Consider the following 22630-nt stretch of genomic DNA (forward strand, 5'->3'; position numbering starts at 1 on the left):
CCCTCGAAGTCACACCGACGGGTGAGTTCGCAGGTCAGTGAGCATTCGGCCGCGTTCAGTGGTCGGTCGTCGACGCCGCGCCGTCGCCGAGTGAACTTCCGCTCGCCGCTCGGCGCAATCTGCCTACCGTCGGTCTCGCCGCTACGACATCCGGGTCTCGTGCTCACCTGTTCGGTGCAACACTGGACGAGAGGTGTTGAAAGCGACGTCCGCGGCCGTGAACGGATGCGGTGACGTGCGACGTCGCGCGGAGGTGTGGTGTGACCGTTCTCGACTCGCGGGCCGGCTTTCCTGGGGAAGGGCTTCCGGGAGAAGGGGTTCCGGCTGATTCGTCCGACGCCGTGCTCACCGAGGCAGGGGTGAGCGTGGCGCCGGTGGCCGATCTCGGCGCGGGCAGAGGGCCCGAGTGGCTCGAGACCTGGCTCGCCGAGCACGCGGCCGACATCCTCGCCTGGCGGCGGCACATCCATGCCAACCCCGAGCTCGCCCGCCGCGAGTACGGCACGACCGAGTTGGTCGCCGGACTGCTGCGCTCCGCGGGACTGGCACCGCAGGTCATGGCGTCCGGCACCGGGCTCGTCTGCGACATCGGCGAGGGGGAGCCGTGCGTCGCGCTGCGCGCCGACCTCGACGCCCTGCCGCTCACCGAGGCGAGCGGACTGCCGTTCGCCTCCACCGTCGACGGCGCCGCCCACGCCTGCGGCCACGACCTGCACACCACGATCGTCCTGGCCGCCGGGCTCGCCCTGGCGAGCGCCGACCGGCTGCCGGGCCGCGTGCGGCTGATCTTCCAGCCCGCCGAGGAGGTCATGCCCGGAGGCGCCCTCGACGTCATCCGCGCTGGCCACCTCGACGACGTCGACCGCATCTTCGGCCTGCACTGCGACCCGCGCGTCGAGGTCGGCAAGGTCGGCACCCGCGTCGGCGCGCTGACCTCGGCCGCCGACCTGATCGAACTGCGGCTGACCTCGCCCGGTGGGCACACGTCCCGGCCGCACCTGACCGCCGACCTGGTGCACGCGCTCGGCACGGTCATCACGTCGCTGCCGGCGCTGCTCTCGCGCCGCGTCGACCCGCGTTCGGGCACGGTGCTCGTGTGGGGATCGGTGCACGCGGGGGAGGCGGCCAACGCCGTCCCGCAGGACGGCCTGCTGCGCGGCACGCTGCGCACCGCCGACGAGGACACGTGGAAGCAGCTCGAATCGCTCGTCGAGTCGGGCGTGGAGTCGCTCCTGGCGCCGCTCGGCGTCGGCTACGAGCTGAACTACCTGCGGGGCGTGCCGCCCGTCGTCAGCGAGCCCGAGAGCACGGGCCTGCTGCGCGAGGGCGTCGCGGCCGCGCTCGGCTCCGACGCGCTCGTCGACACGGCGCAGTCGTCCGGCGGCGAGGACTTCGGCTGGTATCTCCAGCACGTCCCCGGCGCGTTCGCGCGCCTCGGCGTCTGGCCCGGTGAGGGCCCCCAGCGCGACCTGCACCAGCCCACCTTCGAGGCCGACGAACGTGCCCTGCTCACCGGCACCCGAGTCCTCATCCACACAGCCCTCAAGGCCCTAACCCCCTAACCCCACGAGATCTGCATTCAGACCCGCGAGACCTGCATCCAGACCCGCGAGACCTGCGTGCCTGCCTGTGGAGCGCTGATGTCGAGTTATCCACATCAGCGGGAGTTATCCACAAATTGGGGATGAGTCCGGTTCTGGCGTGATCCGTCGGACAGTCTGACGGCATGACCAAGTTACCGAGAAGCGTGCACGGCGCGTATCTCCGTGCGGAGCTCCTGGAGGTTCTCGGCCGCGGCGGGATGCGCATCGTTCTCGACGAAGGAACGCTGGTAAGCGCCTCGCGCACGGTGGTCGTCGAGGCCGATCGGGCGACCGACTTCATGACGAGGGTCGCCGCGTTCCAGCTGACGATCGGCCCGAGCTCGGTCGTCGCCGGCGAGAGCGCTCTCCGTGTCTACGGCTGCGATGCGGGGTCGGCTTCGCCCGTACACCTGCTGGTGCCTCCGGAGTGCAAGGCGCGCAATCGTCCAGGCCTCCTCATGCAACGGGGGAGCTACGAAACGCAGGATGTCGCCGACGTCAACGGCTTGCGGGTACTGACTCCGGACGCGGCGGTCGCCGAGGTCCTGCGCCGTAGCCCGCCGCGAACCGCGCTGGCCTGCGCAGACCAGGCGATACGCATGCTCAACGAGTCGGACCGCCTGGCATTCCGCGCCCTCGTCGACGCGCGGATCAGCACAGCCACCAGCGGGCGCGGACGACGTCAGGCCCGCCGGCTGTACCAACTGGCCCACGGACTCGCCGAGTCGCCAGCCGAGAGCGCGATGCTGCTTACCGTGGTCGACGGCGGATTCCCGATCCCCGGCCAGCAGTACTCGGTCACCGACCTCACCGGCAGGGAGGTCTACCGCCTCGACTTCGCCTGGCCCGAGCTGCTCGTCGCGCTCGAATACGACGGCTATGCGGCACACGAGCACAGGCGTGAACGTGATGCCGCCCGTGACGAGGACCTGCGACGTCGGGGATGGATCGTCGTACGAGCCCGGGCCGACGACCTCGTCGAGCCCTCGCGAGTCCTCACTCAGCTCACCCAGGCCTTCCGGAAGCGCGGCTTCGATATCGGAACGCAGCGTTCGCGGGCCGCGGTGCAGATCTCACCGGGCTGAATGCAGACCTCGCGGGCCGCGGTGCAGACCTCGCGGGGCTGGGTGCAGATCTCGCGGTAGGGGCTGGTTACGGGCCGATGCCTTTGCAGGGGCTGGTGCGGAGGTTGTTGACGTAGTCGGCGGGGGCGCCGGCCGCCTCGGCGGCGTCGGCGAGCACGCCGAGGTAGCGGGCGCTCGGCAGTCCGCCCTCGTAGGCGTCGAGCACGTACAGCCACGCCAGCACCGACCCGTCCATGGTCTGCACCCGCAGGCGGATCTTGTTGTGCAGTCCGAGCTCGTTGCCCTCCCAGCGATCGAGCTGGCCTTCGTCGAGCGGCGTGACGTCGTAGAGCACCACGAACACCCGCGAGTCGGGCTCCTCCACGATCGTGGAGAGCGCACCTTCCCACAGCAGGTCTTCGCCACCGAACGTCAACCGCCAGCCTTCCAGCCAGCCCGTCCCCGCCATCGGCGAGTGCGGCGCTCGCTCGGCCATCTGGGAGGGTTCCATGTTGGACCCGTACGCGGCATAGAGAGGCACGGTCACAGCGTATCGGCCTCGCCGGAACTCGAAACCCAGCCACGCCTAAAGTGGGCCGAAGACGGCGTGTGAGGAGGACACCTGACGTGACCAAGATCGTGATCATGGGCGGCGGACCTGCAGGTTACGAGGCCGCTCTCGTAGCGGCCCAGCACGGTGCAGATGTGACCGTTGTCGAGCGGGACGGTCTCGGTGGCGCCTGCGTGCTCTACGACTGCGTGCCGTCGAAGACGTTCATCGCCTCGTCGGGAGCGCGGGCCAGCCTGCACGGCTACAAGGAGCTCGGCGTCAACATCGACCTCGAGGACACCAGGGTCGACCTGCCGACCGTGCACGGCCGGGTCCGCGGCCTCGCGCTCGCGCAGTCGGCCGACATCCGCGCCCGCGTGCAACGCGAGGGTGTCCGGGTGATCAACGGAACCGCACGGTTCTGTGACGAGGCGCCCGGCCTGGCCACGCACAAGATCGCGGTCGAGGGCAAGGAAGGCGAGGAGGTCCTCGACGCGGACGTCGTCCTGATCGCCACGGGCGCCACCCCGCGTGTGCTGCCGGGCGCCGTGCCGGACGGCGAGCGCATCCTCGACTGGCGCCAGCTCTACGACCTGCCGGAGCTGCCCGAGCACCTCGCCGTCGTCGGTTCGGGCGTCACGGGCGCCGAGTTCGCGTCCGCCTACACCGAGATGGGCGTCAAGGTGACGGTCGTGTCGAGCCGCGACCGCGTGCTGCCGCACGAGGACGCCGACGCCGCCGCCGTGCTGGAGGAGAGCTTCTCCAACCGTGGCACGTCGGTCGTCAAGCACGCCCGCGCCGACCGGGTCGAACGCACCGAGAAGGGCGTGACGATCCACCTCTCCGACGGCCGCACCATCGACGCCAGCCACGCGCTGATGACCGTCGGGTCCGTGCCGAACACCGACGACATCGGCCTGGACCGCGCCGGTATCGAACCGGGCCGTGGCGGGGCGATCCCGGTCGACCGCGTGTCCCGCACCAACGCCCCCAACGTCTACGCCGCCGGCGACTGCACCGGCGTGCTGCCGTTGGCGTCGGTCGCGAGCATGCAGGGCCGCATCGCCATGTGGCACGCGCTCGGCGAGGGCGTCGCCCCGATCCGACTGCGCACGGTCGCCGCGAACGTGTTCACGCACCCGGAGATCGCGACCGTCGGCATCAGCCAGCAGGCGATCGACTCCGGCGAGGTGCCCGCGCGCACGATCATGCTGCCGCTGTCGACCAATCCGCGCGCCAAGATGGAAGGCGTCCGCCAGGGTTTCGTGAAGCTGTTCTGCCGCCCCGCGACCGGTGTGGTCGTCGGCGGCGTGGTGGTGGCGCCGTCGGCGAGCGAGCTCATCCTGCCGATCGCGCTGGCCGTGCAGAACCAGCTGACGGTCGAGCACCTGGCGTTGACGTTCTCGGTGTACCCGTCGCTGTCCGGATCGATCACCGAGGCGGGACGTCAGCTCATGCAGCACGACGACCTGGCCTGAGCCCGTTCGTCTGACCTGCGGGGTGTTGCCGGCCGGGGCACACTGGGCGCAGACCGACGAAGGGAGCGCCGCATGGCCGTCCGCGACACCGCGTGGCCGGTGGGCGCTCCCTGCTGGGTCGACCTGACCTGCGGCGACCTCGACGCCACCCGCGCCTTCTACACGGCGCTGCTCGGCTGGGATTTCGTCGACACCGGCGAGGACTACGGGCACTACTCGATCGCCATGGTCGACCGGCGGGCCGTCGCGGCGATCGGGCCGACGCCGCCGGGCATGGCCGCGCCGCAGTCGTGGACGACCTACCTGGCCACCGACGACGTCGACGCCACCGCCGAGGCCATCACCGCCGAGGGCGGACGGCTCGTGCTCGAACCCGGCGACGTCGGCGAGGCCGGCCGCATGGGGGTCGCCGCCGACCCCACGGGCGCGGTCTTCGGCATCTGGCAGGCCGGCCGCACCACCGGCGTGCAGATCACGAACGTTCCCGGCGCGTTGGCCTGGAACGAATGCGTCACGCGCGACTACACCGCGGCGAAACGGTTCTACGCCGCCGTGTTCGGTCTCGGCTTCGACGAACCGTCCCACGGACCGTTCGAGTACGCCACGATCCGCGTCGACGGCAGCGATCTCGACAGCAGCGATCTCGGGGGCGGCTCCGGCGCCGGGGTCGGCGGCGCCGGCAGTGAGACCGCCGAGGTCGGCGGCATCGGAGCGCTGCCGGACGACGTGACCGCGCAGGTCCCTCCACACTGGACGACGTACTTCGCCGTCACCGACGTCGACGCCGCCGTGACCCACCTGGTCGACCTGGGCGGCACGGTCCACGACGGGCCGGTCGACTCGCCGCGAGGCAGGCTCGCGGCGGTCGCCGACCCCGGAGGCGGCAGCTTCCGCCTCATCGAACGCTGAACGCCAACACGGCAACGCAGGGTGCCAACACGGCGTCGCAGGGTGCCAACACGGCGACGTGGGGTGCTGACACGGCGGTTATTCGACCCAGTCGAAGGTCTTGGTGACGGCCTTCTTCCAGTTGCGGTACTCGCTCTCGCGACGTTCGTCATCCATCGCGGGCTGCCACTCCTTGTCCTTGGCCCAGTTCGACTTGATGTCCTCTTCGGACTCCCAGAACCCGACGGCCAGCCCGGCCGCGTAGGCGGCACCCAGCGCGGTGGTCTCGTTGACCTTCGGCCGGATGACGTCGACGCCGAGGATGTCGGCCTGGAACTGCATGAGCAGGTCGTTGACCACCATGCCGCCGTCGACCTTGAGCGTCCGCAGTGGAACGCCCGAGTCGGCGTTCATCGCGTCGATGACCTCGCGGGTCTGGAACGCCGTCGCCTCGAGCACGGCGCGGGCGAGGTGTCCCTTGTTGACGAACCGGGTGAGGCCGACGATCGCGCCGCGCGCGTCCGACCGCCAGTACGGCGCGAACAGCCCGGAGAACGCCGGCACGAAGTAGGCGCCGCCGTTGTCCTCGACCGTGCGCGCGTAGCCCTCGATCTCGGCGGCCGAGCCGATCATGCCGAGGTTGTCGCGCAGCCACTGCACGAGCGAACCGGTGACGGCGATCGAGCCCTCGAGCGCGTACACCGTGTCGTTGTCGCCGATCTTGTAGCAGACCGTCGTCAACAGGCCGTTCTCCGAGAGCACCTTCTCGTTGCCCGTGTTGAGCAGCACGAAGTTGCCGGTGCCGTAGGTGTTCTTGGCCTCGCCGCGCGACAGGCAGGCCTGCCCGAACGTCGCGGCCTGCTGGTCGCCGAGGATGCCCGCGATCGGCACCCCGCCGAGCGCGCCGCGCTCGCGCACCGAGCCGTACTGCTCGGACGACGACTTGATCTCCGGCAGCATCGACATCGGGATGCCCATGTCGTCCGCGATCCCGGTGTCCCAGGTGAGCGTGTCGAGGTCCATCAACATGGTGCGCGAGGCGTTGGTCGGGTCGGTGACGTGGATGCCGCCCTCGGTGCCGCCGGTCATGTTCCACAGCAACCAGGTGTCCATGTTGCCGAACAGCAGGTCACCGGCCTCGGCGCGTTCCCGCGCACCCTCGACGTTGTCCAGGATCCACTTGATCTTCGGACCCGAGAAGTACGTCGCCAGCGGCAGACCGGTCTTGTCCCGGTACCGCTCCTGACCTCCTCCCAGCTCGCCGAGCTCGGTGATGATCCGGTCGGTGCGGGTGTCCTGCCAGACGATCGCGTTGTACACCGGCTTGCCGGTGTTGCGGTCCCACACGACGGTGGTCTCACGCTGATTGGTGATGCCGACGGCCACCACATCGGACGCGGTGATGTCGGCGTTGGCGAGCGCGCCCGCGGCGGTCGCCCTGGTGTTGGCCCAGACCTCCTCCGGGTCGTGTTCGACCCACCCGGCCTGGGGGAAGATCTGCTGGTGTTCCCGTTGGTCGACGGCCACCACACTGCCCGAGTGATCGAAGATCATCGTCCGGGTCGATGTGGTGCCCTGGTCGATGGCAGCGACGAAACGAGACACAGTTGCTCCAAACTCAGCTCAGGCCGTTCACGGCGAGGAAGAGGGCACCGGCGAGCGCGCCGCCGATGAGCGGTCCTACGACGGGTACCCAGGAATAGCCCCACTGCGGACTGCCCTTGCCCTTGATCGGCAGGATCGCGTACGCGATGCGGGGCCCGAGGTCACGCGCCGGGTTGATGGCGTAGCCGGTCGGGCCGCCGAGCGAGTTACCGATCACCAACACGACCAGGGCCACACCCGCGTACCCGAGCGCGGCATTGCCGAACTCCGGTTCGCCCGCGGCCGTCTGGCCGAAGCCCGGGTTCAGCAGGATCCACGCCACGAGCACGAACGTACCGATGATCTCGGTGACCGTGTTCCACACCTTGTTCGGGATCGTGGGAATGGTCGAGAAGATGCCGAGCGTGTTCTCCGGCTCGGGGTGGTCGTCGAACTGCAGCTTGTAGGCCAGCCACGTCAACATCGCACCGAGCACGGCACCGACCATCTGGCCGGCCCAGTAGATCGGCACGTCCGCCCAGGCCATCTCGCCGGAGACCGCGAGTCCGAAGGTGACGGCCGGGTTGATGTGGGCCCCCGACGGGTCGGCGATGCTGGCGCCCGCGAAGACCGCGAAGGCCCAACCGACGGTGATGAACAGGATGCCGCCGCCGTTGCCGTTGGTCTTGCGCAACACGTTGTTCGCGACGACAGCGGTACCGAGGAGGACGAGCACCGAGGTGCCCAGCATCTCCCATACGAAAATCGATCCGGCGTTCATAGCTCGCATCCTCCAGCTTCGGCACTGCAGAACCCGCCCGGCCGGTTCCGCTCTCGGGTTGGTGGGCGCGGGCCGGCCGGGTGCCGGACGGCGCCCCTGCCGTTCCACTCGGGAGGAACGCTACTCGGATGTGGTTCATCGCTCAAAGCGTCGTTCGGCGCATCGCGTGTGCGCAAACGTGCGAGCGACGGTGAACGTGACATGCTGGAGGCGTATCCGATGATCGGGATACGTGGTGGTGAGCAGTGCGAGGAGGAACTGGCGTGACAGGGCAGCGTGGACGCGACGCGAGGGCAGCGGCTCCGGCACGACTCGGTCCGGTGACCCGCACGGAGACATGGCGGCGGCTCGAGGACGAGACGTTCGACCTCGTGGTCATCGGCGGTGGTGTCGTCGGCGCGGGCACGGCGCTCGACGCGGCGACCCGCGGTCTGCGGGTGGCGCTCGTCGAGGCGCGTGATCTCGCGTCGGGCACGTCGAGCCGGTCCAGCAAGTTGTTCCACGGTGGACTGCGCTATCTCGAGCAGCTCGAGTTCGGCCTGGTGCGCGAGGCGCTGCGCGAGCGGGAGCTGATGCTCACGCGGATCGCGCCGCACCTGGTCAAGCCGGTGAGCTTCCTGTACCCGCTGACGAATCGCGTCTGGGAGCGGCCGTACACCGCGGCGGGCCTGCTGATGTACGACACGATGGGCGGCGCGCGGTCGGTTCCCGGCCAGAAGCACCTCTCGCGCGCGGGCGCGTTGCGCATGGTGCCCGCGCTCAAACGTGACGCGCTGATCGGTGGCATCCGGTACTACGACGCGCAGGCCGACGACGCCCGGCACACCATGACGTTGGCCCGCACGGCCGCGCACTACGGCGCCGTCGTGCGGAACTCGACGCAGGTCGTCGGGTTCCTGCGCGAGGCCGACCGGGTCTCCGGCGTGCGCGTGCGCGATGTCGAGAACGGACAGGAGGTCGACGTCCGTGCCCACGCGGTGATCAACGCGACCGGCGTGTGGACCGACGAGCTGCAGAGCCTGTCCGGCAGCCGCGGACGTTTCCGCGTGCGCTCCAGCAAGGGCGTCCACATCGTCGTGCCGCGGGACCGGATCGTCGCCGAGAGCGGCATGATCCTGCGCACCGAGAAGTCCGTGCTGTTCGTGATTCCCTGGCGCAACCACTGGATCGTCGGCACCACCGACACGGACTGGAACCTCGACCTCGCGCACCCGTCGGCCACCCGCGGCGATATCGACTACTTGCTCGAACACGTCAACAAGGTGCTCGCGACGCCGCTGACCCACGACGACATCGAGGGTGTCTACGCCGGACTGCGGCCGCTGCTCGCGGGCGAGAGCGAGGAGACCTCGAAGCTCTCGCGCGAGCACGCCGTGGCGCGCGTGGCCCCGGGGCTCGTCGCGATCGCGGGCGGCAAGTACACGACGTACCGTGTGATGGCGGCCGACGCCGTCGACGCCGCCGTCGTGGACGTGCCCGAGCGCGTGCAGGAGTCGATCACCGACAAGGTGCCGCTCGTCGGCGCGGACGGCTACCACGCGCTGGTCAACCAGGCCGACCACCTCGCAGGCGACCACGGCCTGCACCCGTACCGGGTGCGACACCTGCTCGACCGGTACGGCTCGTTGATCAGCGACGTGCTCGGTCTGGCCGAGGGCAGGCCGGACCTGCTCAAGCCGATCGAGGCGGCGCCGGACTACCTGCGCGTCGAGGTCGTCTACGCGGCCACCGACGAGGGCGCCTGCACCTCGAGGACGTGCTCGCGCGGCGCACGCGGATCTCCATCGAGTACCCGCACCGCGGCGTCGACAGCGCCGAACAGGTCGCCGACCTGATGGGCGAGGTCCTCGGCTGGGACGCCGACCAGCGGGCCCGCGAGATCGAGGTGTACCGGGCACGCGTCGAGGCCGAACGGGACTCGCAGGCCCAGCCGGACGACGAGGCCGCCGACGCCCGCCGTGTCGCCGCCCCCGAGGCCCGGGACGGCCTGGCGGCCCCGACGTCCTGACACCGCCGGGGGTCGGTCCGGTTTCGAGCCGGACGACCCCGGTCCGGCGTCTACTTCGGACGTCCGATATGGAACGCGATCAGCGGCGGCGGTTGACCAGGGCGCCGACGACGAAGGCGACGACGGCCGGCAGCAGGAACACGACCCACGCCTTGGCGACGGTGAAGAACAGCACGATCGCGACCACGGCGGCGATCGGCACCGCGGTGGAGGCGAGCTTCTGCGACCACGGCTGCGGTGCCGAGGTGCGCGGGGGTTCCGGGGCGCGCGCGGTGCTCGCCCGCGGCGGCGGGGCGTCGAGGACGCTCGGCCGCGGATCGGGCAGGTCGGCGAACAGCGGCCTCAGGTCCTTGCGGAACTTGGCGGTGCTGACCTGGGCCGACCGTTCGTCGAACTCGGAGAGCTCGAGCCGGCCCGTCCGCACGTGCTCGGACAGCGCGTCGAGGGCTTCCTGGCGCTCAGCGTCGCTGAGGCGGACTTCGGATCGGTCAGCGGCCACACGTCGATCGTAGGCGCCGCGCGCCCGCCGGTGCCACGACGTCGCAGAACCGTTGCCCCCTGTTCAGCACTCCCGGGAGCTTCGGTCAGTCCTTGAGTTCGAGGAGGACCGTGCCCTGGGTGACGGTGGCGCCGACCTCGGCGGACAGGCCGGTGACGGTGCCCGACTTGTGGGCCGTCACGGGGTTCTCCATCTTCATGGCCTCCAGGACCACGATCAGTTCGCCCGCCTCGACCTGCTGGCCCTCCTCGACGGCGACCTTGATCACGGTGCCCTGCATGGGCGCGGTCACGGCGTCGCCGCTCACGGCCGCCTTGCCGCCGCCACCACGCTTGCGCGGCTTGGCCTTCGTGGCCGCGGCGCCACCACCGCCACCGCCGGACGCGAGGCCCGCGGGCAGCGACACCTCGAGGCGCCGGCCGCCGACCTCGACCACGACGTTCTGCCGCGGCTCCGCGTCGTCCTCGGCGTCGGCGTCGCCGGTGTAGGGCTCGATGGTGTTGTCGAACTCGGTCTCGATCCACCGCGTGTGCACCGAGAAGCTCTTGCCGTCGCCGACGAACGCCGGGTCGCGCAGGATCGTGCGGTGGAACGGCAGCACGGTGGCGATGCCCTCGGCGACCATCTCGTCGAGGGCCCTTCGGGACCGTTCGATGGCCTGATCCCGGTCGCGCCGGTGACGATCACCTTCGCCAGCATCGAGTCGAACTGGCCGCCGATGACGGTGCCGGTCTCCATGCCGGCGTCGACGCGCACGCCGGGGCCGGAGGGGAAGTCGAGCCGCGTCACCGTGCCCGGTGCGGGCAGGAAGCCCCGGCCCGCGTCCTCGCCGTTGATGCGGAACTCGATGGAGTGTCCGCGCGGGGCGGGGTCGTCGGTCAGCGGCAGCACGCCGCCCTCGGCGATGCGGAACTGCTCGCGCACCAGGTCGAGGCCCGTCGTCTCCTCCGACACGGGGTGTTCGACCTGCAGTCGCGTGTTGACCTCGAGGAACGAGATCGTGCCGTCGATGCCGACCAGGTACTCGACCGTGCCGGCGCCGTAGTAGCCGGCCTCGGAGCAGATCGCCTTGGCCGAGGCGTGGATGGTCTCGCGCTGCTCGTCGGTGAGGAACGGCGCGGGCGCCTCCTCGACGAGCTTCTGGTGCCGGCGCTGCAGCGAGCAGTCGCGGGTGCCCACGACGACGACGTTGCCGTGCTGGTCGGCCAGCACCTGGGCCTCGACGTGCCGCGGCTTGTCGAGGTAGCGCTCCACGAAGCACTCGCCGCGACCGAAGGCCGACACCGCCTCGCGGGTGGCCGATTCGAACAGCTCGGGGATCTCCTCGAGGGTGCGCGCGACCTTCAGGCCGCGGCCGCCGCCCCCGAACGCGGCCTTGATGGCCACGGGAAGTCCGTGCTCCTCGGCGAACGCGACGATCTCGTCGGCGCCTGCCGCCGGGTCCTTCGTGCCGGGCACCAGCGGTGCGCCCGCCTTCAACGCGATGTGCCGCGCGGTCACCTTGTCGCCGAGGTCGCGGATCGCCTGCGGCGACGGGCCGATCCACGTCAGGTCCGCGTCGATGACGGCCTGCGCGAAGTCGGCGTTCTCGGACAGGAAGCCGTATCCGGGGTGCACGGCGTCGGCACCGGAGCGCTTCGCCGCGTCGAGCAGCTTGTCGAACACCAGATAGCTGTCGGCGGCCGTCTCGCCGCCGAGCGCGAACGCCTCGTCGGCGAGCCGCACGTGCGGTGCGTCCCGGTCCGGATCGGCGTAGACGGCCACGCTCGCGATGCCCGCGTCCCTCGCGGCCCGGATCACGCGCACCGCGATCTCGCCACGGTTCGCGATGAGTACCTTCGTCACGCTGCCTCGTTGCGGCACGCCTACCTCCATGTCACGCACGTCCTCGTGCCGGAGTCTACGGACCCGGGGGAGGGCATCGGTGAGACCCGAGTCACGGAGGTCAGCGCACCGAACCGGGGCCGCGGGCGGGTGCGCGTGGGGGTGGGCGGGTCACGCCGGGTGGCGCAACTCCTCGGGGATCTCGGCGTCGAGCAGGATCATCTCGTACGGCTGCCGCTCGTGGAGCTTCGGCAGATCGGAGGTCTGCGCGAGGATCCACGGTTGGTGCGGCCCGCAGCATTCGACGAGCCGGTCGACGGCGGAGTAGGCGAGCAGCGCGAGCCGGCCGTCCGGGGTGCGGCGCAGTTCGATGTCGGCCTGCTGGGTGGCTTCGCCGTCGTGCGGACCGGTCGGCAGGTACACGACGGGCGGGAGCTGGGGATTCGTCACGGCGCCGACGGTAGCCGTGCGCGGTCCGTGACGTCCGATGTCCCACGACCGCGCGATGTCCCACGGACGAGGGGTGCGCCTCCGGCGGCACCTCTAGGCTCTGTGGGGTGTTCAGCCAGTCGTGGTCGCGGCCGCCGAGGTCGGTGCTGATCACCGCGGCCGTCGCCGCGGTGGTCGTGGCGACGTCGTTGGTGGTCGCCGTCCTGCTGCGGCCCGACGACGATCGCGCCGCCGCCGACGGGCTGTCCATGCCGACCGGCACCCAGGACGCCGGCTGCGGTGGCGGGCCGTGCCGGGTCGTCGCGTCCGAATCCGTCAACGGCATGCCCGTCGAACTGCTCGCCGACGCCGAGGGCACCGTGGCGCGCCTGCGCGCGGGCGGACCGACGTCGGGCAGCGTCGCCGAGGTCACCGTCGCGGCGATGGGGGTGCCGCTGAACCGGGACTCGCTGCGGTGCGAGGAATCCACGACGCCCGTCTGCCTGGTGCGGGGTCCGCACGACGGCGGCATGGTCGGCGAGGTGCTCATCTGGCAGGGCGACAGCTGGCGCTCGGACCAGCGGCCCTACTTCTCCGATGCCGGCAGCGTGACCCTCGACGACGTCGACGCCGACGACGTGCCCGAGGTGGTCGTCGTCAGCCACGACTGCAGCGACGTCGACAGCGTCGCCGAATGCCAGGTGGCGCCCGTGCTGGTCGAGGTGTTCGACCTGACCGGCGGGACCGTCGGCTGCACCGACATCTACGGCTCACCCGGCTCGCTGCGCGGCTGGCCCGAGGTCGACGTCGACCAGTCCGAACTCATCCCCTGCAGCTGAACCTCGTTGCTCCCTCGCGCCGTGCGGCGGTTTGTCCCGGTCTGTGAACCGGATCTCACGGGCGCGTCTTTCATCTAAGGCTAACCTAACGTACGGTTCTGGTTCGTTAGGTAAGGCTAACTAGCGTCCGAGTCCGAGGGTGTCTCTCGAGGGAGTTGTCTGAGTGTCCTCACCGGTCCTCGTCCGGCCGCGGCCCGCGTACGCGGCCGCCGATCTGCTGGCGGCGTACCTTCCCGGTTCGTTCTACTACTCGTCGCAGGGCGGCACGCTGCTCGCCGACGGGGTGCACTCCGTGGTGCGCCGACAACCGGGCAATGCGCACGACTCGCACGCCGCGGCGGCCGCACGGGCGCTGACGCAGGCACGCGAGTCCGGGCTGGAGGACCCGATCGTTGCCGGGGCCATCGGTTTCCGTGACGACGGCCAGGCGAGCCTCGTCGTCCCCGCCGTCGTGCGCCGTGCCCCCGCGCCGGGCCCGGAGGCCCACGCCGGCACGGCCACCGCGCCGACCCCCGGCCCGTGGAATGTCACCCCGGCGCCGGAGCCCGAGCACTATGTGGAGGCCGTCCGGAAGGCGCTCCTGCACATCGAGACCGGCGACCTCGACAAGGTCGTGCTGGCCCGCGCGCTCGACCTGACCGCCGACGAGCCGGTGTCGGTGCCGCCGTTGTTGGCCCGGCTGGTGCAGGCGAACCCGGCGGCGCACGCGTTCGCCGTCGACGTCACCGCCCCCGGTGACTCGGCCGCCCGCACGTTGTTCGGCGCGAGCCCCGAGCTGTTGATCTCCCGCCGCGGGGACACGGTCGTCGTGAACCCGCTGGCCGGGTCGCGGCCCCGCTCGGCCGACGACGCCGAGAACCGCCGCCGCATCGACGATCTGCGCACCGCCGAGAAGGACCGTGCCGAGCACGAGATCGTCATCCGCCAGGTCGTCGACGTGCTGCGCACGGTCTGCTCCGACCTCGACGTGCCCGAGCCCGAGGTCATCGGCACGCCCACGATGTGGCATCTGTCCACGCGCATCACCGGCACGCTCGCCGCGCCCGACGACCCGGCGTCGTCGTCGCTGGCGATCGCCGAGGCGCTGCACCCGACGCCCGCCGTGTGCGGGGTGCCGACGACGACCGCGCGGGACGTGATCGCCGACCTCGAGCCGACCGACCGCGGCTACTACGCGGGACTCGTCGGCTGGACCGACGCCGACGGAGACGGCGAGTGGGTCGTGACGATCCGCTGCGCCGAGCGGCCGAGCGCACCGTGCGCGTGTATGCGGCGCGGGCGTCGTCGCCGGTTCCGACCCGGACGCCGAACTGGCCGAGACAAGCGCCAAGTTCCGCACGCTCCTCGGCGCGCTGGGGTCCCGCGGGGAGCGGCGGAATGACCGCCGGCCCGGACCTCACGCCGTGGCCCGCCGCGGACGCCGCGCGGTACCGGGCACTCGGTTACTGGCAGGGGCAGACGTTCGGCACGTGGCTGAGCGGTCTGGCCGAGGCGTACGCCGAACGCACCGCGGTGGTGGGCGTCAGTGCGGAGACCGGTGAGCAGGTCCGCTGGACCTACGCCGAACTCGACGAGCGTGCGCACCGCCTCGCCGCCGGGTTGGTCGACACCGGCATCGCCGACGGGCAGCGGGTCATCGTGCAGCTGCCGAACGTCGCCGAGTACGTGCCGGTGATCTTCGCGCTGTGGCGCGCAGGCGCGTTGCCCGTGTTCGCGTTGCCCGCGCATCGGCGTTCGGAGTTGACGCATTTCGCCGCACACGCCGAGGCGTCGGCGATCATCACGGTCGGCGTGCACGAGCGGCACGATTTCGCGGCCGAGGCGCGGGCCGTGGCCGGCGACGTGCCGTCGGTGCGCCATGTGCTGGCCGTCGGAAGCGCGGAGTTCGCCGAGCTGGCGGCCGCCGAGCCCAAGGAGCTGGCCGACCCTGATCCGTCGGGACTGGCGTTCCTGCAACTGTCGGGCGGCAGCACGGGAATGTCCAAATTGATCCCGCGCACCCACGACGACTACCTCTACAGCGTGCGCGAGAGCGCGCGGATCTGCCGGCTGCGGCCGGACAGTGTCTACCTCGTCGTGTTGCCGGTGGCGCACAACTATCCGATGAGCTCGCCGGGCATCCTCGGCGCGCTGCACTCCGGCGCGACGGTGGTGCTCTCGCCGCGGCCCGACGCCGACACCGCGTTCGGGCTGATCGAGGCCGAGGGCGTCACGATGTGCGGCGTCGTCCCGCCGTTGGCCGCGGCATGGGTGCAGGCGGCAGGACGCACGAAGCGCGACCTGTCCACATTGGAGGTACTGCTCGTCGGCGGTGCCAAGTGCGGCAGGGAACTCGCCGAACGCATCGAACCCGCGTTGGGCTGCCGGTTGCAGCAGGTGTTCGGCATGGCCGAGGGTCTGGTGTTCTACACGCGACTCGACGATCCGGACGAGCTCGTGCTGTCCACCCAGGGCAGGCCGATCTCGCTCGACGACGAGATCCGCGTGGTCGACCCGGACGACCCGGAGGCGAGCTCGGCCGACGTCGTCGAACCCGGCCAGGCCGGGGCTTTGCTGACGCGCGGGCCGTACACGATCCGCGGCTACTACCGCGCCGCCGAGCACAACGCGTCGGCGTTCACCGCCGACGGCTTCTACCGCACGGGAGACCTGGTCAAGTTCCATCCGTCCGGGCACGTCGAGGTCGTCGGGCGCGTGAAGGAACAGATCAACCGCGGCGGCGAGAAGGTCGCGCCCGAGGAGGTCGAGAACCACCTCATGGCGCATCCGTCCGTCGTCGACGCGGCCGTCGTCGGCGTGGCCGACGACTATCTCGGCGAGCGCACGTGCGCCTACGTGGTCGCCGCCGACGGTGCCGAACCCGCCGAGGCGGAGCTGCGCCGGTTCGTCCGCGAGCGCGGGGTCGCCGCCTACAAGATCCCCGACCGGGTCGTGCTGACCGGACGGTTCCCGACCACGGGTGTCGGCAAGACGAGCAAACGGGAGCTGCGGGCACTGCTCGCCGCTCAGGCGAAGAACGGGTGATGTCGATGTCCCTGCCCACCATCGAGCCGTACCGACTGCCCACATCGGACGAACTTCCGACGGGCCGCGTGGATTGGCGACTCGAGTCCGGTCGGGCTGCGCTGCTCGTGCACGACATGCAGCGCTACTTCCTGCGGCCGTTCGCGGGTGCGCCGGTCGACGAGGCCGTCGCCAACATGGCCGCCCTGATCAGGACGTGCCACGAGCAGGGCGTTCCCGTGTACTACACGGCCCAGCCGGCGAGCCCGCCGCAGTCCGAACGCGGGCTGCAGACGGACTTCTGGGGCGAGGGCATGCGCGCGCACGTCGACGCCGACCCGAGCGTGGCCGACGTCGTCGACGAGTTGACGCCGGCGGTCGGCGACACCGTGCTGGTGAAGTGGCGCTACAGCGCGTTCCAGCGCAGCGATTTCGCCGAACGCCTCGCCGCCGCCGGCCGGGACCAGCTGATGATCACGGGGGTGTACGCGCACATCGGCTGTCAGGCCACGGCGCAGGAGGCGTTCATGCGCGACGTTCGCCCGTTCCTCATCGCCGACGCGGTCGCCGACTTCTCCCGGGAACGCCACGACCAGGCATGCGCCTACGTGGCCGGTGTGTGCGGGTCCGTTGTGGACACCGCCACCGCCCGGGATGCCCTGGCCGCACCGGTTCCCGCCGGCGCGCTGTAACCCGAACATCCACCACAGCAAGGACGCGACATGACCGATCCGACCACCGACACCGCGGCACCGACCGCGGAGACCGTCCGTGCCGACGTGGCCGAACTGCTCGGCCGCGATGCCGCGAGCATCGGCGACGACGAGAACCTCATGGACGCCGGGCTCGACTCCATCCGCATCATGAGCCTGATCGAACGCTGGCGCGCTGCCGGCGTCGACAGCGTGGAGTTCCCGGACCTGGCCGAACAGCCGGAACTGGGCCACTGGATCTCGCTGGTTGCCGAGGAGGACGCATGACCGACAATCGCGAAGCCCCGGTCATGGCGTCCGACCGGGTGCGGGTGTCCCGCAAGACACAGGAGGGGTCGTGACGCGGGTCGATCACCGGCACCGGCACCTGGACCGGATCGCCGAGGTGCGGGCGGGGCGCAGCAGCGAGAAGGTGGGCTACCCGATCGGGATCCGCACCGTCGAGGTCGTGCGCACCGCGCCCGTCGGCTCGGGCCTGATCCGGCTCACGCTCGGCGGGTCCGGTGTGGACGGCTTCGAGGCGCACGCGCCCGACGAGCACGTCAAGCTGATCTTCACCGACCCGGACGGCACGCTGCGGCTGCCGGAGCCCGACGGGGCGATGCTGAAGTGGCCGCGGCCGTCGCCGACGTCGCGCGAGTACACGGTGCGGCGGTTCGACCCGGACGCACGGGAACTCGACATCGACATCGCCGTGCACGACGGCGGCCTGGCCGCCGAATGGGCGCGCACCGCGCGCAGCGGCGAGCAGGTGCACGTCGCCGGCCCGCCCGGCGGGCTCATCGTGCCCACCAGCTACGACAAGTACCTGCTGGCCGGTGACATCACCGCGCTGCCCGCGATCGCGCGGTGGCTCGAGGAGATGCCGCCCACCACCGAGGGGTGGGCCGTGATCGAGGTCGCCGACGCCGGCGAGGAAATCCCCCTCGACCATCCCGAGGGCGTCGAGGTGCGCTGGCTGCACCGCGACGGCGCCGCGCCGGGCACCACCGACCTCATCGAACGCACCGTGCGCGCGCTGCCGCTGCCCGGCTCGTCGGACACCGAACGGCTCTACGTCTGGCTCGCCGGCGAGGCCGGCACCCTCAAGCCCCTCCGCCGCTGGGTCCGCAACGAGCTCGGTCTGTCCAAAGCGGATCACGACATCACCGGGTACTGGAAGCGCGGCGTAGCCGACTACGACGACGACCACGAGCACGGCCATGGACATTGACAGTGGACGGCCTGATGGCCGGTGCGGGTGGCGGAACCTCAGCGGGCCCCTGGCTGCGGGATCCCCTCCTCACGAATGCCCAATCTCCTCGTCGGCGCTGTCCTCGCCAGGAACCCGCTGAGAACCCGCGGCGGTGCCGGTGGCCGGCGCGGTCGCAGCGGCGGCGCACCTCGAAGCCTGGTCACCACGAAGACATACAACCGCACGACCTAACTGAATCTGGTTGCTTATCCCCATCCCCATCGAGATTCAAGGACGACACCGATGACTCTGCTCAGATCCTCCCGACTCACCAAGGGCGCCGTCGCCGTGGCCGCGTTCGCCCTCACCGCCACCGTCGCGGGCTGCGGCACCGGCGGCGGGGAAGCGACCGGCGAGACGCGCCAGTTCGAGGCGGACAACGGCACCGTCGAGATCCCGGAGAACCCTGAGCGCGTCGTCGCGACCGGTTACGCGGTGCCGACGCTCATCGAGGCCGGCGCGCCGCTCGTCGGGATCTCCTCGTGGCAGCGCGGTGAGCCGATGATGTCCGATGAGGACATGCAGACCTATCAGGACCTGCCCCGGGTCGCCGGCGAGACGGCCGCCGAGACCAACTACGAGGCGATCGCCGAGCAGAACCCCGACCTGATCGTGATCGGCGTCCCGCAGCCGATCTTCCAGGAGATCGACGCCGAACGGCTCGAGTCGATCGCACCGGTCGTCGCGATCGGCCCCGACGTGCCCTCCCAGTGGAAGGAGGTCTCGCACAAGCAGGCCGACGCCGCGGGTGCGCTCGAGCAGTTCGACGAGGTCAAGGCCACCTACGAGGAGAAGGCCGAGGAGCTGAAGGGCAAGTACGCCGAGGCGCTCGACGGCGTGCAGCTCGCCCACATCGGCGGGTACGGCGAGGTCGAGAACGGCACGTTCCAGCGCGAGTTCGACGGTTCGTGGGGCACCAACGTCGCCAACGACATCGGCGTCGAGTACTTCGGCGAGGTGGCAGAGAAGGGCGAGGGTTCCCGCGCGGTCAGCGAGTACCCGTCGCTCGAGGAGCTGCCCTCGGCGCTCGGCGAGGCCGACGCGATCACCTACAGCGTCAACCACGACGGTTCGCTGCCCGAGCCGGTCAAGTACGTGCTCGACTCGAACCTGTGGAACAACCTGCCCGCCGTGCAGGACGACCAGACATTCCCGATCAAGTACACCGAGGCGGCGACGTACGGCCAGGCCACGACGGCGCTCGAGGCGCTGGACGAGACGTTCGCGCCGCTGCTGCAGCAGCAGAGGTGACGTCGCGCCCGTGCCGACCGCACCCTCAGTGACAGGCGGGACTCCGCCGACGAGTCGCACCCCGCGAGGTTGGGCCGCCCGGCCCTCCTCGCCGGGGGTCTCGTCGTGCTCCTCGCCGCGATCGTCGCCAGCATCTCCGTCGGCGCGCAGAACGTGCCGGTCGGCGAGATCTGGCGTGCCCTCGTCGACTTCGACCCGCTCGCCGGTGACCACCTGGTCGTTCGGGAGATCCGCATCCCGCGGACGCTGCTCGGCATCGCGGTCGGTGCGGCGCTCGCGGTGGGCGGTGCGCTCATCCAGACGTTGTCCCGGAACCCGTTGGCGGAACCGGGAATCCTCGGCGTCACGCACGGCGCCGGGTTCGCCCTGACCCTCGGCGCGGCCATGGGGCTGGCGGGCTCGGCGATCAACGAACTCGGCCTCGGCGTGGTGGGCGCGGTCCTGGCGACCGTGGTCGTCTATGCCGTCGCCGCCACTCGACGTTGCGGCTGCTGCTGGCCGGTGTCGCGTTGTCGGCCGTGCTGCAGGGTGTGTCACTGGGTGTCCGGCTCACGTCACCGGACACATTGGACAAGTACCGGTTCTGGGCCGTCGGCTCGCTGGCGGGCCGGGAACAGACCGATCTGACGATCCCGCTCGTCGCGATCGCGCTCGCCCTCATCGGCGCGTTGCTCGTCGCCCGGTCGCTGAACGCCGTGGCACTCGGCGAGACCGTGGCGCACACGCTCGGCGCGAACGTCGCCCGCACGCGGACCGTGACGCTCGTGCTGATCACCGTCCTGGCGGGCGCCGCGACGGCCGTGGCCGGGCCGATCCTGTTCGTCGGCCTGATCGTGCCGCACCTGCTGCGCAGGCTCACCGTCGGCTCGGTGCCGTGGCTGGTGACGCTCTCGGCCGTGGCGGGGCCGATCCTGATGCTCGTCGCCGACACGCTCGCCCGCGTGGTGTTGCACACCGGCGAGGTGCCGGTCGCGATCGTCACCGCCTTCCTCGGCGGGCCGATGCTGATCTGGGTCGTTCGCAAGTACGGGGCGGGATCACTATGAGCGGCAACGAGCTGATCGCACCGGCCCCACGGCCCGAACCGCCGCAGGCCGACCGGCCGCACCGGCCGAACCAGGTCCGGATTCCCGTGCGCGGGCGCGCACTGTGGATCGAACGCCGCACCCTCGGGCTGATCATCGGCGCCGGGGCGGCGATGCTGGTGCTCGCCTACATCGGACTGTCGTTCGGATCGAGCTGGTCGACGCCCGGCGAGGTCTTCGGTGCGCTGACCGGGACCCAGCCGTCGGTGGTCATCGCCGAATGGCGCGGCCCCCGCGTCGTCGCGGCGATCCTGTTCGGCGCGGCACTCGGCGTCGCCGGCGCGATCTTCCAGAACCTGACCCGCAACCCGATGGGCAGTCCGGACATCATCGGACTGGACGCGGGCGCCTACACCGGCGCGCTGCTGGTGATGACCGTGTTCGCCGGGGCGGGCGCGACCGTCGCGTTCGGCTCCGTCGTCGGCGGGCTGATCACCGCGGTCGTGGTGTACGTGCTCTCGCGCTCGAACGGCCTGTCCGGGATGCGCCTGGTCGTCATCGGCATCGCCGTGAACGCGATGGTCACGGCGCTGAACAACTGGCTGATCCTGCGCGCCGAGCTTGAGGTCGCGATGGCCGCGGTCGGCTGGAACTCCGGTTCGCTGAACGGTATCGACTGGGAAGACCTCGTCATGCCCGCCGCGATCATCGGCGTGCTGCTGCTCGGGATCGCGCTGCGCGCGCACGCCATGCACCAGTCGGCGCTGGGCGATTCGGTCGCGATCTCGACGGGCGTCGGACTGGAACGGCAGCGGTTGCTGATGGTGTTCATCGGCGTCGGCTGCACCGCCACGGTGACGTCGGTGGCGGGGCCGGTCGTGTTCGTCGCGCTCGCCGCACCCCAGATCGGACGGCGGCTCGCCCGCGCACCCGGCATCCCGCTGCTGCCCGCGGCGCTGTGCGGTGCCGTGCTGTTGCAGGTGGCCGACCTGATCGCGCAGATGCTGCTGGCCCCGGTGTCCCTTCCCGTCGGCGTCGTCACCACGGCGATCGGCGGTTGTTACCTGATCTGGCTGCTGGCCCAGGAGGTGAGGCGCAGATGACCGCACGGCTGTGTGCCCAGGATGTGACGCTCGGCTACGGCGAACGCGTCGTGTCGACCGGACTCAGCCTGGATGTCCCGGACGGTGCGTTCACCGCCGTCGTCGGGCCGAACGGCTGCGGCAAGTCGACGCTGCTGCGCGCGTTCGTGCGCCTGCTCAAGCCCGGCAAGGGCAGCGTGTCGCTGGACGGCACGTCGGTGTCGGCGTTGCCGCCGAAGGCGCTCGCCCGCGAACTCGCGTTCCTGCCGCAGGATCCGCTCGCGCCCGAGGGCATCAAGGTGCGCCAACTGGTGTCCCGCGGGCGGTATCCGCACCAGTCGCTGTTGGCACTGTGGACCGACGAGGACGAGGACGCCGTCGCCGAGGCCATGGTCACCGCCGAGGTGGAGGACTTCGCCGAACGGCCGGTGGCGGAACTGTCCGGCGGGCAGCGCCAGCGCGTGTGGGTGGCGATGGTGCTGGCGCAACGGACGCCGTACCTGCTGCTCGACGAGCCGACGTCCTTTCTGGACATCACGCACCAGTACCGACTGTTGGCGCTGCTGTCGCGGCTGCGCGACGAGGGCAGGACCGTGATCGCGGTCCTGCACGACATCAACCAGGCGTGCCGGTTCGCCGATCACCTCGTGGCCATGAAGGACGGCCGCGTCGTGGCCGAGGGCTCGGCGGCCGACGTCGTCGACTCGGCGTTGATCAAGGACGTGTTCGATCTGCCGAGCGTGATCGTGCCCGACCCGGTCAGCGGGACGCCGATGGTCGTCCCGGAATAGCGCC

General features: G+C 70.9%; 17 protein-coding genes and 4 pseudogenes. 15 read left to right on the top strand and 6 right to left on the bottom strand.

Annotation, left to right across the window (positions count from 1 at the left end):
- Positions 1-260 precede the first annotated feature (260 nt).
- Positions 261-1562: an amidohydrolase gene (locus tag BJF85_RS12950; RefSeq protein ID WP_075847709.1), complete on the top strand. Its 1302-nt coding sequence runs from the start codon at positions 261-263 to the stop codon at positions 1560-1562.
- 164 nt (positions 1563-1726) lie between these two features.
- Positions 1727-2668 (top strand): endonuclease domain-containing protein, encoded by a 942-nt coding sequence (locus tag BJF85_RS12955; protein ID WP_075847711.1) that lies wholly within the window; start codon positions 1727-1729, stop codon positions 2666-2668.
- Between the two features lie 67 nt (positions 2669-2735).
- On the opposite strand, the gene BJF85_RS12960 is transcribed toward BJF85_RS12955, so the two are convergent.
- On the bottom strand, positions 2736-3188 hold the full coding sequence (locus BJF85_RS12960; protein WP_075847751.1) for a gamma-glutamylcyclotransferase: 453 nt from the start codon (positions 3186-3188) through the stop codon (positions 2736-2738).
- Positions 3189-3274: 86 nt separating this feature from the next.
- Here BJF85_RS12960 and BJF85_RS12965 point away from each other — a divergent pair, with 86 nt between their 5' ends.
- Both BJF85_RS12965 and BJF85_RS12970 read left to right on the top strand, forming a co-directional pair.
- A complete protein-coding gene (locus BJF85_RS12965) occupies positions 3275-4675 on the top strand; it encodes an NAD(P)H-quinone dehydrogenase (protein ID WP_075847713.1) in 1401 nt (466 codons plus the stop codon).
- Between the two features lie 72 nt (positions 4676-4747).
- Positions 4748-5584: a VOC family protein gene (locus BJF85_RS12970; RefSeq protein ID WP_075847715.1), complete on the top strand. Its 837-nt coding sequence runs from the start codon at positions 4748-4750 to the stop codon at positions 5582-5584.
- 78 nt (positions 5585-5662) lie between these two features.
- On the opposite strand, the gene glpK is transcribed toward BJF85_RS12970, so the two are convergent.
- Positions 5663-7168 (bottom strand): glycerol kinase GlpK, encoded by a 1506-nt coding sequence (gene glpK, locus BJF85_RS12975; protein ID WP_075847717.1) that lies wholly within the window; start codon positions 7166-7168, stop codon positions 5663-5665.
- 13 nt (positions 7169-7181) lie between these two features.
- Positions 7182-7928 (bottom strand): MIP/aquaporin family protein, encoded by a 747-nt coding sequence (locus BJF85_RS12980; protein WP_075847719.1) that lies wholly within the window; start codon positions 7926-7928, stop codon positions 7182-7184.
- A 263-nt stretch (positions 7929-8191) separates the two neighbouring features.
- Here BJF85_RS12980 and BJF85_RS12985 point away from each other — a divergent pair.
- A pseudogene (locus tag BJF85_RS12985) lies at positions 8192-9936 on the top strand (glycerol-3-phosphate dehydrogenase/oxidase).
- Positions 9937-10015: 79 nt separating this feature from the next.
- On the opposite strand, the gene BJF85_RS12990 reads toward BJF85_RS12985, so the two are convergent.
- The 3 genes and pseudogenes from BJF85_RS12990 to BJF85_RS13000 all read right to left on the bottom strand — a co-directional run bounded on the left by BJF85_RS12990 (position 10016) and on the right by BJF85_RS13000 (position 12709).
- Complete coding sequence (locus tag BJF85_RS12990) at positions 10016-10435, bottom strand: DUF1707 domain-containing protein (protein ID WP_075847721.1); 420 nt, start codon at positions 10433-10435, stop codon at positions 10016-10018.
- A gap of 85 nt (positions 10436-10520) precedes the next feature.
- Positions 10521-12310: pseudogene (locus BJF85_RS12995) on the bottom strand (biotin carboxylase N-terminal domain-containing protein).
- A 120-nt stretch (positions 12311-12430) separates the two neighbouring features.
- Positions 12431-12709: an SAV_915 family protein gene (locus tag BJF85_RS13000; RefSeq protein WP_075847723.1), complete on the bottom strand. Its 279-nt coding sequence runs from the start codon at positions 12707-12709 to the stop codon at positions 12431-12433.
- Between the two features lie 107 nt (positions 12710-12816).
- On the opposite strand from BJF85_RS13000, the gene BJF85_RS13005 reads away from it, so the two are divergent.
- The 10 genes and pseudogenes from BJF85_RS13005 to BJF85_RS13050 all read left to right on the top strand — a co-directional run bounded on the left by BJF85_RS13005 (position 12817) and on the right by BJF85_RS13050 (position 22626).
- Positions 12817-13527, top strand: a complete 711-nt coding sequence (locus tag BJF85_RS13005) for a hypothetical protein (RefSeq protein ID WP_083666337.1) — start codon at positions 12817-12819, stop codon at positions 13525-13527.
- A 163-nt stretch (positions 13528-13690) separates the two neighbouring features.
- Positions 13691-14888 (top strand): annotated as a pseudogene (locus BJF85_RS13010) (isochorismate synthase); the annotation flags it as partial.
- Positions 14889-14904: 16 nt separating this feature from the next.
- Positions 14905-16551 carry a (2,3-dihydroxybenzoyl)adenylate synthase gene (locus BJF85_RS13015; protein ID WP_075847727.1) on the top strand — a complete coding sequence of 549 codons (1647 nt, stop codon included), beginning with the start codon at positions 14905-14907 and terminating at the stop codon, positions 16549-16551.
- Positions 16551-17222: an isochorismatase family protein gene (locus BJF85_RS13020; protein ID WP_075847753.1), complete on the top strand. Its 672-nt coding sequence runs from the start codon at positions 16551-16553 to the stop codon at positions 17220-17222. The genes BJF85_RS13015 and BJF85_RS13020 overlap by 1 nt, the downstream gene beginning before the upstream one ends.
- 30 nt (positions 17223-17252) lie before the next feature.
- Positions 17253-17510 (top strand): phosphopantetheine-binding protein, encoded by a 258-nt coding sequence (locus tag BJF85_RS13025; RefSeq protein ID WP_075847729.1) that lies wholly within the window; start codon positions 17253-17255, stop codon positions 17508-17510.
- 70 nt (positions 17511-17580) lie between these two features.
- Positions 17581-18456: a siderophore-interacting protein gene (locus BJF85_RS13030; protein ID WP_075847731.1), complete on the top strand. Its 876-nt coding sequence runs from the start codon at positions 17581-17583 to the stop codon at positions 18454-18456.
- Positions 18457-18720: 264 nt separating this feature from the next.
- Positions 18721-19728 (top strand): ABC transporter substrate-binding protein, encoded by a 1008-nt coding sequence (locus BJF85_RS13035; protein WP_075847733.1) that lies wholly within the window; start codon positions 18721-18723, stop codon positions 19726-19728.
- Positions 19729-19797: 69 nt separating this feature from the next.
- Positions 19798-20774: pseudogene (locus BJF85_RS13040) on the top strand (FecCD family ABC transporter permease).
- A complete protein-coding gene (locus BJF85_RS13045) occupies positions 20771-21856 on the top strand; it encodes an iron chelate uptake ABC transporter family permease subunit (protein WP_083666339.1) in 1086 nt (361 codons plus the stop codon). Before BJF85_RS13040 ends, BJF85_RS13045 begins: the two are co-directional and overlap by 4 nt.
- On the top strand, positions 21853-22626 hold the full coding sequence (locus BJF85_RS13050) for an ABC transporter ATP-binding protein (protein ID WP_075847735.1): 774 nt from the start codon (positions 21853-21855) through the stop codon (positions 22624-22626). The genes BJF85_RS13045 and BJF85_RS13050 overlap by 4 nt, the downstream gene beginning before the upstream one ends.
- Positions 22627-22630: the final 4 nt, after the last annotated feature.

It is taken from the genome of Saccharomonospora sp. CUA-673, from assembly GCF_001942305.1.
Taxonomy (GTDB): domain Bacteria; phylum Actinomycetota; class Actinomycetes; order Mycobacteriales; family Pseudonocardiaceae; genus Prauserella.

Bases quoted from the DNA above. Each gene is read 5' to 3' on its own strand.
- BJF85_RS12955 (WP_075847711.1), top strand. From the start codon at position 1,727: ATGACCAAGTTACCGAGAAGCGTGCACGGCGCGTATCTCCGTGCGGAG.
- BJF85_RS12970 (WP_075847715.1), top strand. From the start codon at position 4,748: ATGGCCGTCCGCGACACCGCGTGGCCGGTGGGCGCTCCCTGCTGGGTC.
- BJF85_RS12980 (WP_075847719.1), bottom strand. From the start codon at position 7,928: ATGAACGCCGGATCGATTTTCGTATGGGAGATGCTGGGCACCTCGGTG.
- BJF85_RS13015 (WP_075847727.1), top strand. From the start codon at position 14,905: ATGACCGCCGGCCCGGACCTCACGCCGTGGCCCGCCGCGGACGCCGCG.
- BJF85_RS13020 (WP_075847753.1), top strand. From the start codon at position 16,551: ATGTCGATGTCCCTGCCCACCATCGAGCCGTACCGACTGCCCACATCG.
- BJF85_RS13025 (WP_075847729.1), top strand. From the start codon at position 17,253: ATGACCGATCCGACCACCGACACCGCGGCACCGACCGCGGAGACCGTC.
- BJF85_RS13035 (WP_075847733.1), top strand. From the start codon at position 18,721: ATGACTCTGCTCAGATCCTCCCGACTCACCAAGGGCGCCGTCGCCGTG.
- BJF85_RS13045 (WP_083666339.1), top strand. From the start codon at position 20,771: ATGAGCGGCAACGAGCTGATCGCACCGGCCCCACGGCCCGAACCGCCG.
- BJF85_RS13050 (WP_075847735.1), top strand. From the start codon at position 21,853: ATGACCGCACGGCTGTGTGCCCAGGATGTGACGCTCGGCTACGGCGAA.